11 protein-coding genes are annotated in these 17530 nt (G+C 62.7%); 5 read left to right on the top strand and 6 right to left on the bottom strand.

Going from position 1 to position 17530, the window contains the following annotated elements:
• Position 1: 1 nt before the first annotated feature.
• Both ACMV18_RS06020 and ACMV18_RS06015 read right to left on the bottom strand, forming a co-directional pair.
• Positions 2-2230, bottom strand: coding sequence for an EAL domain-containing protein (locus ACMV18_RS06020; protein WP_420817093.1), 2229 nt, complete (start codon positions 2228-2230; stop codon positions 2-4).
• On the bottom strand, positions 2227-6159 hold the full coding sequence (locus ACMV18_RS06015) for a response regulator (RefSeq protein WP_420817092.1): 3933 nt from the start codon (positions 6157-6159) through the stop codon (positions 2227-2229). The genes ACMV18_RS06020 and ACMV18_RS06015 overlap by 4 nt, the downstream gene beginning before the upstream one ends.
• Before the next feature lie 172 nt (positions 6160-6331).
• On the opposite strand from ACMV18_RS06015, the gene ACMV18_RS06010 reads away from it, so the two are divergent.
• On the top strand, positions 6332-7678 hold the full coding sequence (locus ACMV18_RS06010) for a sensor histidine kinase (protein ID WP_420817091.1): 1347 nt from the start codon (positions 6332-6334) through the stop codon (positions 7676-7678).
• 29 nt (positions 7679-7707) lie between these two features.
• Here the strand turns inward: ACMV18_RS06010 and ACMV18_RS06005 are convergent, their stop codons facing one another.
• The 3 genes from ACMV18_RS06005 to apbC all read right to left on the bottom strand — a co-directional run bounded on the left by ACMV18_RS06005 (position 7708) and on the right by apbC (position 11844).
• Positions 7708-8349 carry an ANTAR domain-containing response regulator gene (locus tag ACMV18_RS06005; protein ID WP_420817090.1) on the bottom strand — a complete coding sequence of 214 codons (642 nt, stop codon included), beginning with the start codon at positions 8347-8349 and terminating at the stop codon, positions 7708-7710.
• 78 nt (positions 8350-8427) lie between these two features.
• Positions 8428-10701 carry a PAS domain S-box protein gene (locus ACMV18_RS06000; protein WP_420817089.1) on the bottom strand — a complete coding sequence of 758 codons (2274 nt, stop codon included), beginning with the start codon at positions 10699-10701 and terminating at the stop codon, positions 8428-8430.
• A 30-nt stretch (positions 10702-10731) separates the two neighbouring features.
• A complete protein-coding gene (gene apbC, locus ACMV18_RS05995; protein ID WP_420817088.1) occupies positions 10732-11844 on the bottom strand; it encodes an iron-sulfur cluster carrier protein ApbC in 1113 nt (370 codons plus the stop codon).
• A 134-nt stretch (positions 11845-11978) separates the two neighbouring features.
• On the opposite strand from apbC, the gene metG reads away from it, so the two are divergent.
• Entirely contained in the window at positions 11979-14054 is a 2076-nt protein-coding gene (metG, locus tag ACMV18_RS05990; RefSeq protein WP_420817087.1) for a methionine--tRNA ligase, read from the top strand.
• Positions 14055-14075: 21 nt separating this feature from the next.
• On the opposite strand, the gene ACMV18_RS05985 is transcribed toward metG, so the two are convergent.
• Positions 14076-15641 (bottom strand): CYTH domain-containing protein, encoded by a 1566-nt coding sequence (locus ACMV18_RS05985; protein WP_420817086.1) that lies wholly within the window; start codon positions 15639-15641, stop codon positions 14076-14078.
• A 96-nt stretch (positions 15642-15737) separates the two neighbouring features.
• Between ACMV18_RS05985 and ACMV18_RS05980 the strand changes: the two genes are divergently transcribed.
• The 3 genes from ACMV18_RS05980 to panB form a co-directional block, all read left to right on the top strand.
• Entirely contained in the window at positions 15738-15941 is a 204-nt protein-coding gene (locus tag ACMV18_RS05980) for a DUF3460 family protein (protein WP_374255492.1), read from the top strand.
• Between the two features lie 55 nt (positions 15942-15996).
• Entirely contained in the window at positions 15997-16845 is an 849-nt protein-coding gene (locus tag ACMV18_RS05975) for a segregation and condensation protein A (protein ID WP_374255600.1), read from the top strand.
• 49 nt (positions 16846-16894) lie between these two features.
• The coding region (gene panB / locus ACMV18_RS05970) for a 3-methyl-2-oxobutanoate hydroxymethyltransferase (protein ID WP_420817085.1) at positions 16895-17530 on the top strand (636 nt) is incomplete at its 3' end.

The raw sequence follows: 17530 nt of genomic DNA, 5'->3' as shown, positions 1-17530 counted from the left end.
CTCAATGTGGATCTGCCGGCCACACGGTGGTCGGCCCGCTGGGCGACGCGCTGCTCACCTGAGGCAGTTCGTTGCCAGCCTGAATATCAGACACCCAGGTGCTGACCTGATCTGCGGGCATGGGGCGAGCAAACAGGAAGCCCTGGCAAATATGGCAGCCGAGGTTGTAGAGCACTTCCATTTGCGTGGTGGTCTCTACGCCCTCCGCGATCACACGCAGGCCCAAAGCACGTGCCAACGCGATGATGGCCGAGACCACCGCAGAGCTTTGCGGGGTGTCGCCCAGGTCGCGCACAAACGAGCGGTCAATCTTGAGCTCGCTGATGGGCAAGGTGGTGAGGTAGGCCAGTGACGAGTAGCCGGTGCCGAAGTCGTCGATCGAGATTTCGGTGCCAAGCTGGTTGAGACGGTGCAGCGAGGGCACGACACCCTGCAAATCCTTCATCAGCCCGGTTTCCGTGATTTCCAGCTCCAGGGAGCGAGGGGACACGCCTTCGCGGTGCAGGATGTGCTCGATCTTTTCGACCAGATCGGGCATTTCAAACACGCGGCTGGTGAGGTTGACGGCGATGGACGCATTGAAGCCAAACTCTTGCTGCCAGCGCTTGGCCTGGCGGGCCGCTTCTTCAATGGCCCACAAGCTCATTTCGGTGATGAGGCCGGTCGCCTCCGCCAGGGGAATGAACTCGTTGGGCGGCACCAGTTGCCCATCGCGCTGCCAGCGCATCAACGCCTCGACACCCACCATGCGGCTGGTGCACACATCGATCTTGGGCTGGTAGTAGAGCACCAACTCCTTGCGCTCCAGGGCTTTGTGCAGTGCCGTGTCCAGGTCCAGACGAACCTTGCTCTTGCTGGCCAGTTGCGGGTCGTACAGCAAGGCGGTGTTGCGCCCCTGGCTCTTGGCAATGTCCATCGCCACATCTGCATGTCGCAGCAAGTCGGCCACGCTCAAACCATGTGCCGGGAACACGGCCACGCCCACGCTGGCAGTGATGAAGCATTCCTGACCGGCGGCCATCATGGGCTGACGCAAGGCAGCCAGAATATGGCGCGCGGTTGCCATGGCCTCATCCTGATCTGCCACCTCGGGCAGCAAGACCACGAACTCATCGGCACCCAGGCGACCCACCGCTTCCAGCGTGCGGTGCGTGCGTTGGCCCATGCCATCGAAGTGACCATCGATGATCTGTTCGGAGTGGCGCACGCAGTTGCGCAAGCGGCGAGACACCTCGATCAGCAGTTCGTCGCCGGCGTGGTGGCCCAGGTTTTCATTGATGATCTTGAAGCGATCCAGGCCAACCTGAATCAACGCCACGCAGTGGTTCAGCCGCTTGGCGTGCTCAATGGCGCGCTCACTGCGCCAGAAAATCTGGCGGCGGTTGGGCAGGCCGGTGAGGGTGTCGAAGTTGGCCAGATGCTTGATCTGGTCTTCGGCCACGCGGCGATCGGTCACGTCCTGCACGATGCCGGTGTAGCCCACCAGCAAGGCTTGTTCGTTGAACTCGGGCTCGGCTTCCAGGTGAAGGATGCGGCGACGTCCGTCTGGCAGGTTGATCTGGATGTCGTTGCACAGCACCGTGCCGTGCTGCATGACCTCACGCAGGATGCGCAGGAAACCTGGGCGGTCCTGCGGCGACATCATGCGGATGCCGTTGCGCACACTCAAGTGGTCCAGCGGCCCCAGGCCAAACACGCGCAAGCCTTCGTATGACCAGTCGATGTCACCCGAGCCCTTGCGCCAGTCAAAGCTCCCCATGCGGGCCAGATCTTGCGCGCGTGCGAGCTTTGCTTTGCTTCGTTCCAGTTCGTGCCGGGTGCGTGAAGAGCGCAACAAATAACGCAAACGACCCGCCAGCAAGCTCCACTGTGTGCTTTTGACAAAAAAGTCTGTCGCACCGACTTCGTAGGCGCGCGTGATGGACGCTTCGTCGTCCAGTCCCGTCAACATCAGCACCGGTACCGACTCGTACCCCGGCATGTGCCGCAGCTCGGCACAGGTGGTGAAACCGTCCAGGCCTGGCATGACGGCATCCAGCACGACGATGTCTGGCAGGCAGTTGGAAATGATCTTGAGAGCCTGCTCGCCAGAGCTGGCCTCGGTGATGGCAAACCCCCGTTCGCGCAAGGCGATCGACGTCAGCAGCAGATTGACCTCGTCGTCATCGACCAGGAGAACCTTGGGCTGCTCTTCGATCCAGTCCCCGTGCGAGGTCTGCCGCAGGCTCATCCTCGAACCTCCAGCAATAGGCGCAACCCCTCCAGCGCGAGGTCGGCTTGTTCGGGGATCATGCGAATGCGAGAACTCAAGTCTTCTCCTGTCTTTTGCCGGATGATGCCTTCAATTTCGGCGCACAGTTGTGACAACTTGAGCGCACCGATGCTTGCAGAAGACGACTTCAGGGTATGTGCTACCGTCAAAACGGTGGGGAGATCGCCTATCTTGAACCCTTCTTCCAGTTGCGGCAACAGGCGGCCTGCAGATGTCTCAAAAGCTTGGGCTACGCGCTCCAGCAGGCGGTTCTCGCCCTTGGGGTCGAGTTCACGCAGGCGCTTGATGGCAGTCTGATCCAGGACGTCCAGCGCGGGGGCAGCGACGTTTTCCGGGATGGGGGGCGGGGACACGGGCACGATGACTTCTTCTTGTTGTGGGACGGCCTCAGGTGGCTCGCTGGCGTCTGATGCACCAGTGTGCTCGGTCAAAATTTTCTGCAATTGGCTTTGACGGAAAGGCTTGGACAGGTAGCCATCAAAGCCAAGGCCGAGGAATCGTTCTTCGTCGCCTTCCAGGGCGTTGGCCGTGACGGCAACCACGGGAGTGTCCGATGGTGTCACAAAGTTGAAACGTTTGCCGGTTCCGCGGCGGAACCAGTTCAAGGCCTCGATGCCATCCATGCCGGGCATCTGAATGTCCATCAGGATCAGATCGAAGCGCTTTTCGCAGAGTCGGCGCAAGCCCTCCTGCGCGGAACTGGCCAAAGCCACCTCGCAACCCATGCGGCGCAACATCTGACCGCACACTTCCTGGTTGACGGTGTTGTCTTCAATGACCAACACCTGACGGTTGATCAAAGGCTGTGGCGCGGTCTCTTCGCCCTGGCGATCCACCGACACACCCAGAATGGCTTGCCGCAATTCCGCTTTGCGCAGCGGCTTGGCCACAAAGCGATCAAACCCGACGTCCTGGGCGCGGCGCACGTCGTCAGGCGTCGACAGTGACGACAGCATGATCAGCTTGAGATCCGGATAGCGCCCACTGCGACGCAGGGCGTCGGCCATCTCCATGCCATCCATGTGGGGCATGTGCATGTCCACCAGGGCCAGTTCGAAATCGGCATCTTGCTGCGCATCGGCGAACAGCAGGTCCAGCGCTTCGCGCCCGTTGGCGGCCAGCGTGACCCGCATGCCCCATGCGGTCAGCATGTTCTCGATGACGGTGCGATTGGTTTCGTTGTCATCGACGACCAACACGTGCAGATGTGGCATGCCGGGCTCTTCCACCATGGCCAGATCGGCCTGGGTGTCGCCAATGCTCACAGGGATGCGGAAGACAAACTCCGACCCCACGCCCGGTGCGCTGTGGGCCTCGATGCGTCCCCCCATCATCTCGACGAGCTGCTTGGAGATGGCCAGCCCCAGCCCCGTGCCGCCATAGCGGCGGGCCATCCCGCCTTGGGCCTGGCTGAAGGCCGCAAACAGGCGGGGCATCATGTCGGCGGCAATGCCGATGCCGGTGTCCCGCACCATGAATTCCAGCTCAATCGGGGCGTTGCCACCCGGCGCTGCGACCACCTGGCTGCCGCCCAGCGCGCGGCGAATGTCCACCACGACTTCACCGTGCTCCGTGAATTTGATGGCATTGGCAACGAGGTTGGTCAGGATTTGGCGCAGGCGCAGGGCGTCACCGTGAATGACCAAGGGCAAGCCCGGTTGCTCTCTGAAGCTCAGCTCCAGACCCTTCTCGTGTGCGCGGGGGGCCATCAACTCCAGCGTGTCTTCCACCACGGTTCGCAGCACGAAGTCACTGGAGGCCAGCTCCAGCTTGCCGGCTTCGATCTTGGCGAAGTCCAGGATGTCGTTGATGATCTCCAGCAGGCTCTCGCCCGAGCGGTACACCGCTTGCGCAAAGCGACGCTGCTTGTCGTTCAGCGAGGTGCCCAGCAGCAATTCCGTCATGCCCAGAATGCCATTCATGGGCGTGCGAATTTCGTGACTCATGTTGGCCATGAACTGGCTCTTGGCCTGACTGGCGGCCTCGGCCATGTCCCGCGCACGCTGCAGTTCCAGCGCATGGGTCTGTTCGGCTGTGACATCCGATACCAGCCCGTAGATTCGCCGTTGCCCGTCGGGCAGTGTGCGGGTGCGGGTGCGGTGCCGGACCCAGCGAATGCCCTTGCCGGGAATGTCCATCCGCACGCGGATGTCCGTGGGCTGATGCGCCAATTCCTGCGCGGCCTGTTGGTTGAGGAAGGCCTGATCATCTTCGTGCACCATGCTGCGCAAGCGATCAGGCGAGGCGCACAACTCGGCCATGCTCAGCCCCAGCAGGCCTTCGCCCTGTGGGCTGAGGTACAGGTAATGCTGACGGTCGCCATCGGCCACATAAATGGTGTCGTCCATGGACTCGACCAGTTCGCGGAAACGGCGTTCTGACTCTTCCAGGTCGGCCTGTGCCTGACGTGAGGCCGTGATGTCTCGCACCAGCGAAATCAGCAGGCGAGGGCGTCCGTTGGTATGCCGCAAAGCAAAGTGCCGGGCATTGACCACGCGCGAGAGACCATCACGATTGACCGCGAAGTCGTGTTCGACCGTTTGCCCTGTGGCAATGGCCTGCTTCATGAAGGGCGTGGTCACGCTCAAGACAATGGGGCCCAAGGCTTGCTCGATCGATTGCCCCACCACACGGTCGCGCTGCAGTTTGAATTCGGTCTCGGTGTAGCGGTTGATGGCCACCACATTCAAGGTGACCGGGTCCAGCACAAAAAGGCTGACTGGCAAGTTGCCCAGCAGGGCTTCCAAAAACTCGCGCTCCTGCTCACGGATGTGTTCTTGGGTCTTGCGACGGGTGATGTCATTGAAGAGGCAGACATAGCGTCCACGCCCTCCCGCATCGTCGAGCATCTGGATGGCGTCGATCTCTGCCCAGTACCGGCTGGGTGGGCGAGCGCCCGGGCGATTCGCCTCAAACGACAAGCGGAAGGGCAGGCCACGACGCAGGTGCTCGTGCATTTCTTCCACTGATTCGGGGGCGGTGGCTTCTTGCTTGAGCAGGTCCGTCAGTTGTCGGCCGATCACTTGTTCATCGGGCCATCCAGTCAGGGTCATGAATGCGCCGTTGATCCACTCGACCGTGCCGTCCCGGTCTGTGATGGCCACACCGCTGTTGATGCGGGAGGCCACCATGGCCAGGCGTTCCAGATGTTCGTGGCTGTTCGCCATGGTGGCGAGGTTGGCATCACGCTGCGCAACGAATCCCAGTTGAATGGCCGCAATGTCGAGCACGGTCAGCAAGCTGGGGTCTGCAGGATTGGGGTCACAGAACTCCAGCAGGGCCAAGGGCTTGCCGTCCATGCAACTGATCGGCAGTGCCAGGACCTCCTTGGTCTGGGCATCACGCCAGGGTGTTCGGGGTGTTTGGCCCGGTACCGCAGGTTGTGCCTGGACCGCACGAGCTTGGCTCAATGCCTGCCCCAGTGGCACATCGCGACGATAAACGGTGCTGACGGCGGTGAGGTCGATCACATCCTTGTTGTCGGTTCCGGTGTCGAGCCACGGACGCAGCAACGCCGACTCGCCATTCCAGCCTTCGACGCGCAGGCATGTCCAGGTTCTGGAGCCCAGGTAGCCGTGCAAGGCTGCACCGACCCGATGCAAGGCTTCCGGCAAAGTGGCCGAGTGGCGTGCGGCCTCGGCAATCTGATGGCTCAGCAGCAGGTATCGATGGGCATCCGGCACCGTTGGCAGGGTCGTCTGCGGAACGTGCGGCTCAGGCTCATGGCGGGGCTTCTGTTCAAACTGACGCCGCGCCAGATAACCCACCAGCAAGCAGGTCATGCCAGTGAGGGCCATGCCCGCACCACTGATGCCCCAATGCCAGGTGGCCGCTGCAACGATGGGGACCATCAGCAGCGTGAACATCAAGCTCCAGGGGGTACGCATGGAAGACTGTCCTGAGGGCATGGCCAAGTGGATGTCGAACTGTCGTGCGAGTTGGCTGAAATCGACACTTGTCAATATCGGCGAGTGTCAGCTATTTCACGGAATGTACCGGTTTACCCATTTTGAAAACCAGCAGAACAAACCCCCTCCAGCCGTACTTACAATCAATTGAATGCGGCAATTTGTCCTGACCTCCATGCGCAACAGCACGGTGAAACGTCCCTTACATGGCCTTTGGTGGCAAGGGGTGGCGTTTGCGCTGGTGCTAGCCTTGGTGTTTGTCCTGTTGGGGGCACCATGGTGGGCGGCGGTGCTGCTGCTGTTGATGGGGGCCGTTGCGGCGCGCGTGTGGTTTCAGCGCGACGTGGTGCAGGCGGAACAACCCTGGCAGAACTGGGTGCCTGGTTGGTACTGGGAGACCGATGCAGAGCACCGCATCGTGCGCTGGCAAGCCGGTCGGCTGCAGTCGGACACACTGAGCATTGACTGGGACCAGTTGGCGGCTTGGACGGCCTTGCACCCCACGCTGTGGTCTTGCTGGGCTGACGGCGCGGACGCAGCCGGTGTGGCCCGATTGCGCTATTGCCTGGCCCACCATCAGCCTTTGCCTGGCGAACTGACGCTGCCGTGGCCATCGGCTTTGTCCTTCATCACAGGGACGGGCGGTGCCCCGTTGGCGGGTGTCTGGCAAGGCAGTCCTGTTTATTCGCAACAAGGTGACTTCACCGGATTCCAGGGCGTGTTCCTGGTCAACCCGGTTGTTGACGCGGCCCACTCGGCGGGGCAGGTGTCGTCTGCGGCTTCCGATCCGGGTGTTCGGGAGGCCGAGCAGGAGGCGCTGCGCTATGCCTTGTCTCACGACTTGCGTGCGCCTTTGCGCGTCGTGGACGGCTTTGCACGCATTGTCAAAGAAGACTATGGCAGCGCCTTGGGCAAGATGGGCAATGACCACCTGGATCGCATTCTGGCGGCATCGACTCGCATGAGCGGCATGATCGATGCCATCTTGGCGCAGGCTCAACTGGCGGGCACCCACATTGATCGTGTTGAGGTGGATCTCTCGGCACTGGCCCATGAGATTGGGCAAGAACTGCTCGCGCAGCCTGTGACCGGCGAGCGTCCTGAACTGATCGTGGCTGACGGCTTGACGGCGTGTGCGGACGCATCGCTGGTTCGCCGTGTGCTTGAAAACCTGATCGGTAACGCCTTCAAGTACAGCGCCAAAGTGGTGTCGCCCCGTGTCGAGGTGGGCGTCATGCCGTCGACCAATCCGCCGGTGTTTTACGTGCGGGATAACGGGGCGGGGTTTGACATGCAGCACGCCGACAAGCTGTTCGGCATGTTCCAGCGTTTGCACAGCGCCAAGGAGTTCCCGGGGACGGGCGTGGGGCTGGCCGGTGTGCAAAACATCATTCGCCGCCACGGTGGTCAGGTTTGGGCTGAAGCCAAACCGGGCGACGGGGCGTGCTTCTACTTCACGCTGATGGATTCATCCGACGCGCAGAAGCGCTCGACCTGATCTTGGGTCGGTCCGTGCTCAGGCGGGTGTCAGAGACTGCCCAAGCCTGCCAGCACTTCTTGTGCGTTGATCAGTCGTTCAGCCAAGGCGTCCATGGTGCAGCCTTCCTGCGTGGCCTGCTGCTGGAGTCGGGCGAGCGCCTGCCGACGACTCAGCGATTGCCGGTGCATCACGATGCCAACGGCCAATGCCACCACCTGCTTGAGTGGATCGGCTTGTGGCTCGACGCTGGCTTGCGGTGCCTCGATGGGTTGAGCCTCTGGCACGTTGGGTGCAGGGCTCTTTTTCAGCGACGCAGCATTGGCGCGATTCGCGAAGGCCGATTCCACAGCGGGCACGATCTGCCCGATGTCCAGCGGCTTGATCAGATAGGTCAGGGCGCCCAGTTCATTGACCTGACGAATGGTGGCCTCATCCGAAAAGGCTGACAGGAACATGAACGGAATCTGGCAGTACTCGCGCAAATAGGCGGCCACGTCGAAGCCCGACTTGCCTTCCATGCGGATGTCCAGCAGGGCCAGATCAGGCTTGTGCTGGCGTGCGAGCAGGATCGCATCGTCGCCGTTGTCGGCATCGATCACCTCATAACCGGCCTGAGCCAGACCGTGGGTGAGCGTGGCCAACACCAGCCGATCATCGTCCACCACCAGAATTTTGCCTTTTTGATTCACAGGTGTCCTCTTCGGGTCGGCCGACTGCCCGACCTTTCCTTCACAGTCTATCGCAGCGTTCGTCTGTTAACGTGTTCTTTACTGGGGCCAAAGTGTGGTTTGCCGCCCGGTGGACTCGTGCTGCGCTTGGGTTTGCTGCGGCGGTGCCAGCTTGATGCCCGGGGGGGCCAGATCGACGCTGGTCAACACATAAGCACCATCCTGGGTCACGGTCAGCCGTGCGCTTCTTCTTGGAAGCAGGGCGCGTACCAGCCCCAAACCCGATACGCCCCCCGGAACGCGGTCCACGCTGAAACCTTCTTTCAGGTAGCCAGGGTTGCGAATGTTGATCCGCACGGCCGTGTCATTGGCTTGCACGGTGCACTGGATGGGCGTGCTGCCCGGGCCATGTTTCAGGGCGTTGGTGAGCAGCTCATTGAGGCTCAGCGCAATCGGAATGGATTCGGCTTCCGGCAACTGCCAGTCGTCCACATGCGCGCCATCGACCAGCACGGAGATGGTGCGACCGAAGGTCCGCTGAACCGACGATGCGATGGCATCGACCACGCTGCGCAATCGCAAGGGGCCGCCTGACCCCACTTGCAGGCCGTACACCTGCGCAATGGCCTGGACCTGTCCCACCACTTCGGCAATGGCGGGGGCCACTTCGGGCTTGCGTGCCGCAATTTGCTGGAGCAAACCTGCCACGCCTTGCAGATTGTTCTTGATACGGTGATGCACCTCTCGCACCAGCATTTCGCGCTGGGCAATGGCCGCTTCCAGGCGTGCTTGCTCGGCCGCTCTTTGCGCGGTGACGTCGGTGGCCACAATCAGCAATTGGTCGGTGTTGTCATCGTCCCCCACCAAGGGCAGGTAATTCACGTCCCAGACCAGATGACCATTGGTTTTGCTGGGCACCTTGTATTCACGGTGCACCATGTGCGCTTCATTGAGTGCGGCCTGCATGTCGGCACGCAACAGCTTGCCACGCTCCGGGCCATACAGGACTTCAGGGGGCTGGCCGATGGCGGTGTGCAGGTCCACAGCCATGAACTCGGCTGCGGTCTGGTTGGCCTGAATCAGGTGCAAATTGCGGGCATCGACCAGGTGGATGGCCATGGGGGCCATCTCGATGATGCGCTGCAAAGTGGCTTGAGCCTCAGCCGATTGTGCTTCGGCCTCCCGTCGCCGGTCAATGTCCAGCAGCGCGTAGGTGACGTGGCGCTGATTGGCTTCGCCATAGGTCACCACGGCATTGCCCACGACCCAGAACACCCGCCCATCTCGACCGACCACCTGGCATTCAAACGTGTGTGACTGCCCATCACGAAGGTCATCGAGGTAGTCAGTCAGGCGGAAAGGGTGGTCCAGATCCGGCGTAGCCACGGTGCTCAAAGGGTGGCCCAGGAAGTCACTCAAATTGCCGGCAAACATCCGCCGGGCGGACTGGTTCATCCAGGCGATGCCGCGATCGTCCAGCGTGACGATGCCCACGAACACCGAGTCCAGAATCGCGCGCATGCGGTCGGCTTGCAGGTTGCGATCGCGCCCCAGGGCTTCCAGTTGCGCTTGTTGCGAGCGTGTGTGGGTGATGTCGGTGAGGACGGCGATGGTTTCACTCGGTTGTGGCCCCGGTCCGATGAGCCGGACCGACAGGGCGTACCAGCGCGCGAGTTCTCCAGGCTTGGACAGTTCGATTTCGCTCTCGTAATGTCCTTGGGTGCGGATGCTGGCACTGACCTCCGAAATGAGCTGGTCGATGCGGGGATCCAAGCCTTCCAGGGCGACGATGCCTTGCCCCACGATGCTGCCCGGCATCAGGCCCAGCATGCGCTCAAATCGCTGATTGCAGCGCACCAGGCGGCCATTGCGCAGGTAGGCGATGCCAGCGGGTGTGCTTTCCAGAATGGTGCTCAGTTCGTGCAGCAGTTGCCCCATCTCGGGCACCGGTGCGGCATCGGCATCGGAGGTGATGTGTGCGGTGGCCTCGACGTCTTCGGCCTGTACGCTGTGCTCCTTGATGGCGCACAGGAAACGAGTCGGTTGGGAGCTGTCGGACTCGGCCTGCGCCCACACCTGGCTGCACAGCTTGGCGGCGCTCCCCTGATGACGGGGCTGGATCACATGGGCGTGCAGGGGGGGATCTTCGGGCCCGAGTGTGAGCAGGGTGAGCGGTGCATCCCATCCGCATAGCCTTTGCATCGCGGGAGGGCAATCCGCAAGGTGGGTGCCGGCCGGGGTGGCGTATCCCAGCGTGGCACTCAGCGCCGAGTTGGCGCGCAGAACGCGTCCGTGTTCGTTGAACTCGATCAGGGCCAAGGGCACCAGATCGAACCAGGCATCGTAATGAAAGGGCGACATGTGAGCAGCCATGTCGCCATCTTGCCTGATTCCAGGTGTGAATCAGCCCTTGGTTTGAACCGATACCGCTGGCATCTTGCTCGTGTAGTCCTTGGGCAGCTTGGACAGGCCTGCAGCCAGCTTGCGGGCCATCGCCTTGTAGAGCTGCGACACCTTGCTGTCAGGGTCAGCCACGAGCGTGGGCTCGCCGCTGTCAGCTTGCAGGCGAATCTTCAGGTCCAGCGGCATGGAGCCCAGCAGTGGCACCTTGAATTCGTCAGCCATGCGCTCGCCCCCGTGGGCGCCGAAGATGTGCTCTTCGTGGCCGCAGTTGGGGCAGCAGAACACGGCCATGTTTTCGACCACGCCCAGCACGGGCACGGACACCTTCTCGAACATCTGCAAGCCCTTTCGCGCGTCCAGCAGCGCGATGTCTTGCGGGGTGGTCACCACCACGGCGGCGGTCAGCGGTGCGCGCTGACTGATGCTCAGGTGGATGTCACCGGTGCCGGGCGGCATGTCGACGATCAGGTAGTCCAGCGGTGCGTCGGGCTCGCCCCAGTTGCTCAGGCGCAGCAACTGGTCAAAGGCCTGGCTGGCCATGGGGCCGCGCCAGATGGTGGCGGACTGGTTTTCCACCAGCAGGCCAATCGACATCATTTGCAGGCCGTGGTTGACCGGCGGGTTGATGGTCTTGCCGTCCGGGCTTTCCGGCTTGCCGCTGATGTTGAGCATGAGCGGTTGGCTGGGGCCATAGATGTCGGCATCCAGCATGCCCACGCGCGCACCTTCGGCGGCTAGGGCCAGGGCCAGGTTGACGGCGGTGGTGCTCTTGCCCACGCCGCCCTTGCCCGAGGCAATCGCCACGATGTTCTTCACGCCGGGCAACAGCGACTGGCCGCGCGAGGCCGCATGGGCGATCACCTTGGTGGACCAGTTCACGCTTACCGACGTGATGCCGGGCACCTGTTGCAGCGCGGCTTGCACCAGCTCGGTGTAGGCCGGCCACTGCGAGCGAGCCGGGTAACCCAGGGTGATGTCGACACGGGCGGCACCACCTTCGACCTTGAGCGCACTGACTTGACGGGTGGAGACCCAGTCCTGGCCGGTCAGGGGATCGGTAACGGCGCGCAAGGCGTCGAGGGCGGCGGCTTCGAGGGGGGTAGGGGCAGTCATTCGGAAACGGTGGGGGTATGCAATTCTTTCCAGCCAAAGAGTCTAGCGCGCCCTAAAATGTCCGGTTACGTCCAGATTGCCAGCAGGGTCTTGTGCCGCCTTGGGCGCCACCCCTGTTCACCTCGATACGCACCATGCCACGTCAGCTCTTCGTTACCACCGCGCTGCCCTACGCCAACGGCCACTTCCACATTGGCCACATCATGGAATACATCCAGGCCGACATCTGGGTGCGCTTCCAACGCATGCAGGGGCACCAGGTGCACTTCGTGGGGGCCGATGATGCCCACGGCGCGCCCATCATGATTGCGGCCCAGAAGGTCGGCAAAACGCCTCAGCAGTTCGTGGCCGACATCGCTGCGGGCCGCAAGCCCTATCTCGATGGCTTCCACATCAGTTTTGACCACTGGTCTTGCACCGATAGCCCCGAAAACCACGAGCTGGCGCAAAGCATCTACCTGGCGCTGAAAGAGCAGGGCCTGATTGATGTGCGCCCCATCGAGCAGTTCTTCGATCCTGAAAAGGGCATGTTCCTGGCCGATCGCTTCATCAAGGGCGAGTGCCCCAAGTGCGGCGCCAAGGATCAGTACGGCGATTCGTGCGAAGTGTGTGGTGCCGTGTACGCGCCCACCGAACTGAAGAACCCGTACTCGGCCCTGTCGGGTGCGACGCCGGTGCTCAAGACCTCGGACCACTACTTCTTCAAGCTGTCAGACCCGCGCTGTTTCGAGTTCCTGCAGAACTGGACGCAAGACGGCAAGCTGCAGCCTGGCGTGGCCAAGAAGATCAAGGAATGGTTCACCAAGGATGAAAACGGTGAAGGTGGCCTGGGTGACTGGGACATCAGCCGCGATGCGCCTTACTTCGGCATCGAGATTCCTGGCGCGCCCGGCAAGTACTTCTATGTGTGGCTGGATGCCCCCATCGGCTACCTGGCCTCGCTCAAGAGCTATTTCTCGGCTGGCGGCCCGCTGGCCAAGTATGGCGAGTCCCGCTCGTTTGACGAGTTCATGGCCGACCCGACCGTGGAACAGGTGCACTTCATCGGCAAGGACATCACTTACTTCCACACCCTGTTCTGGCCCGCGATGCTGCAGTTCAGCGGCCGCAAGCTGCCCAATCAGGTCAATGTGCACGGCTTCATGACCGTGAACAACGGCGAGAAAATGTCCAAGAGCCGTGGCACGGGTCTGGACCCGCTGAAGTACCTGAGCATTGGCATGAACCCCGAATGGCTGCGTTATTACATTGCGGCCAAGCTGAACGCCAACGTCGAAGATGTGGACTTCAACCGCGATGACTTCACCGCCCGCGTCAACAGCGACCTGATTGGCAAGTTCGTCAACATCGCCAGCCGCGCAGCCGGTTTCATCGCCAAGCGCTTTGCCGGTCAACTGACCGCCGCCATTGGCGACGATGGTCGTGCGTTGCTGAGCACGCTGCAAGGCGGCCGCACCGTCATCACCGAGCACTACGAACAGCGCGAGTTCGGCAAGGTCCTGCGTGAAATCATGCTGCTGGCCGACCGCGTCAACGAATATGTGGATGCCAACAAGCCCTGGGAGCTGGCCAAGCAAGAGGGCCAGGACGCGCGCCTGCAAGAGGTGTGCACCGTCTGCATCGAAGCCTTCCGCCTGCTGAGCATTTACCTCAAGCCCGTGCTGCCCGCCGTGGTGGCGCAGGTGGAAGCCTTCCTGAAGGTTGATGCCATGACCTTTGACGACGCGGCCCGCCTGCTGGGTGACCACGTCATCGGTGTGTATCAGCACTTGATGCAGCGCGTCGATCCGAAGATGCTGGATGCCTTGTTCGAGCCGCCCGCACCGCCTGTGGTCGAGCTGCCCAAGCCCGGTGGCGAAGACATCGCGCCCACCATCACCATCGATGACTTCGTCAAGGTGGACTTGCGCATTGCCAAGATCGTGAACGCCGAGCATGTGGAAGGCAGCACCAAGTTGCTGCGCCTCACGCTGGATGTGGGTGAGGGCCGGATGCGCAACGTTTTCAGCGGCATCAAAGAGGCCTATCAGCCCGAGCAGTTGATCGGCAAGCTCACCGTGCTGGTGGCCAACCTGGCCCCCCGCAAGATGAAGTTTGGCGTCAGCGAAGGCATGGTGCTGGCCGCCTCGCACACCGACGAGAAGGCCAACCCGGGCGTGTACGTGCTGGAACCCTTCCCGGGCGCAGAGCCCGGTATGCGCATTCGCTGATCCAGCCTGATGGACGCGCCCTTACCAAGGCGTGTTCACACGCAGCCAGCGTTCGAGTGAGCGTTGCGCACGCTTGCGCAAGCTTTGACGGCGCCCTTGCAACCACCCTTGGCCAAACAGGGCGCGCGGGTCTTGTTCGGCGGCTTGGGTGTACCAGGCCTCGGCGGTGGCTTCGTCTTGGACGCGACCCAAGGCGTCCAGCGCGGCTTTCAGCACGCGCTCGTGGCGTCGCTGGCGCTTGGGGCGCCACAGTGGACTGAACAGGTCGCTGCCCAAGCGCACACGTTTGCCCAAGCGGCGCAGCTTGTGCAGATCTTCGTCGCTCAGGTCTGCGCCATGCAGGGCCATCTTCACGCAGCGTGCGTGGACCTGATCCAGTCGCTCGGCCAGCCAGTCACGGGCTGAAGTGTGGGCCAGGGTCTTGTCGGGCAGAGGCTGCAGCAAGCAGGCCAGCACGTCGAGGCACAGCGCGGTGGCTGGCGCTGAGCGCGACAGGGCCACGACCGCATCGGCCTGGCATTGTGTCGGTGTGGGGCAGGGCAGCGCCAACATCGGGCCCCCCAGTGCAAACAGGCGGGCTGGCAGCCAAGCCAGGGCTTCGGCATCACGCCAGCGCCCCAATGCGTCATTCAATGCAGCCGCGTGGACCAGGGTGCTGGCGGGCAAGGCCAGGGGGCTGCCATCCAGCAGTCGTGCCAGGGCACGCAGGCGCCGCAGTGCCAGGCGCCATTGATACGCGGTGAGGGCCAAGGCATTCGGCCCGGTGGCCAGCTCGCTCATGTTGCCAGCGATGTGCTCCAGGCAGGCCTCCAGTCCGGCACGCCACGCCTGCTCGACGTTGGCATCGTGGCGGATGCGGGCCGCGTGCCCCAGGGTGGGGTGCTCGGTGGGCAGGGCGGCGGTCGCAGCCGCTCCCTCTGCTGTGGCAGCGGCTTGGCGGGCAAGGCGGTCACCGCGGTGGGCTTTGGTTTGGGTGTCCAGCCACAAGCCATGGCGCTGGACCCAGTCTCGACCGGCATCGATCACCGCCATGGGATGGCCCGAGACGGATTCAATTTCCAGTTCACGCACGGGTACGCTCAAGGCACCGGCATGGATGTGCCCCAGATCGAGCGCCAACTCCACCACGCCTTCGTGGGGCGTGCCTGCGCCCACCGTCACCCGCGCACGGGTGCGCACGATGTCGGTTCGATACAGTTCGATCAGGCCGGCGTGTGCGCCCTTCGGGTCTTCTGCCGTGTCCCAGCTCAGCACCTGCTTCAATGCTTGTTCGGCAGGGCGGCCCAGGTGTCGGCTCAGGTCGGCTGTGATGGGCTGGCCGGCCGGCGGGGCGTCAGCGGACTGGTTGTCTTCCAGCCGCATCATGGTGTTGCTACCGCCCGCTTTCAGGGTTTGCACCCACTCGTCGCCTTCTTGTCGCACACGCAAGGCCATGCGGGATGCCGCCAGGGCACGGTCGGGTGTGTCAAAGTACGCGGCCTTCAACGGCAGCGGGGCGTGTTGGCCCGCATCCAGTGCGGCGAGTTCGGCCTGAACGGCAGCCAGCGCCGCTTCGGGGATCTGAAATTTGAGTTCAATTTCCTGCATGGTGTGCATTGTCCGGCCTGCCGTGCGGCCGAGTGTGACAAGAACGCAGTCCTGCCCGCTAAAATGCGCAGCTTGACCCAATTGCCGGTACACACCATGCCCCTTTTCTGGAAGCCCTACAAGTCCGACGTGACGCAGTTCATCGACAGCCTCAAGCAGCGTGATCCGCAGCTGGAAGCCCGTCAGCGCCAAGGTCGTTTCCTGTTGTGGGACAAGGCGCCTGTGGATCTGGACACCCAGAAGGCCCAGCGAGAAGCCCGCGTGGCCCAGCAGGCTTACGTCTACCACCACAAGGGCTGAGGCCCTCAGGCAGGACGTGGCTCGGCGCCAAGGCTGACAAGTGACGCAAGATGTGATGGCGCCCGATGAGGGGGCCACGCCTCGGCCAGAGCTCGACGAGCATGGCCTGCCAGAGGTCATTGACCATGTGGCGGTGGCACGCCTGTACGGCGAGCCGCTGTTTGCGCTGCCCAATGACCTCTATATCCCTCCAGACGCGCTGGAGGTGTTTCTGGAGACCTTTGAGGGTCCTCTGGACTTGCTGCTCTATCTGATCCGCAAGCAGAACTTCAACATCCTCGACATCCCGCTGGCCGATGTGACGCGCCAGTACCTGGCCTACGTCGAGCAGATCCGCAAGAGCAACCTGGAGCTGGCCTCCGAGTACCTGCTCATGGCCGCGATGCTCATCGAGATCAAGTCACGGATGCTGCTTCCACCCAAGAAGGTGGAGGGGGACGCCGAACCGGAAGATCCGCGTGCCGAACTGGTGCGCCGCCTGATCGAATACGAGCGCATGAAGCTCGCCGCCGCGCAGCTGGATCAGCAACCCTTGATGGGGCGCGATTTCATGCGGGTCGAAGCGCACAGCGATCCGTCGATCGTGGTCCGCCATCCCGATGTGAGCCTGTCCGATCTGCGCGAGGCATGGATGGACATCCTCAAGCGCGCCAAGCTGCACACGCACCACACGATCACCCGCGAAGAGCTGTCGGTGCGCGAGCACATGAGCATCGTCTTGCGCACGCTGACGGGCAAGCGCTTTGTCGAGTTTGAGCACCTGTTTGATGTGACGCGTGGCTCGCCCGTGCTGGTGGTGACCTTCATCGCCATGCTGGAGCTGGCGCGTGAGCGCCTCATTGAAATCACCCAGGCCGAGGCCTTTGCGCCCATTTATGTGCGCTTGGCGTACGAGCCGTCCTAGAATCCCGCCACCCCATGAACGGGTTGCGTCGCCCGCGGCCCCCATCAAGATGACTGCTGCTGTTTCCGCTGTTCGCAAGCCTGTGACCCTGCATCGTCTGCGCGAGATGCACGCCCAAGGCGACAAGATCACCATGCTGACCGCCTATGACGCGACGTTTGCGCGCCTGGTGGACGAAGCCGGCGTGGACTGCATCCTGGTCGGTGATTCGCTGGGCATGATCGTGCAGGGTCACAGCAGCACCATCCCGGTCACGCTGGACGAGATGGCGTATCACACCCGGTGCGTGGCCCGCGGCAATCGCACGGCCTGGATCGTGGGCGATCTGCCGTTCGGTAGCTACCAGGAAAGCCGTGAGCAAGCTCTGCGTGCCTGCGTGGCCTTGATGCAAGCCGGTGCCCACATGGTCAAGCTGGAAGGCGGCGGCTGGACGGCCGAGACGGTGCACTTCCTCACTGAGCGCGGCGTGCCGGTGTGCGCTCACCTGGGCCTGACACCGCAAAGCGTGCATGCGCTGGGCGGCTACCGCATCCAGGGGCGTGACGAGGCGGGCGCGGCTACCTTGCGCAAGCACGCCACGGAGTTGGCACAGGCCGGTGCCGCCATGATGGTGCTGGAGCTGATGCCCTCGGCCGTGGCCGCGCAAGTGCAAGCCGACAACCCCGGCATGATGACCATTGGCATT

Source organism: Aquabacterium sp., assembly GCF_048860245.1.
GTDB lineage: Bacteria > Pseudomonadota > Gammaproteobacteria > Burkholderiales > Burkholderiaceae_C > Aquabacterium.
Note: the sequence above shows the minus strand (reverse complement) of the source record. Positions and strands in the feature narration are given on the sequence as shown.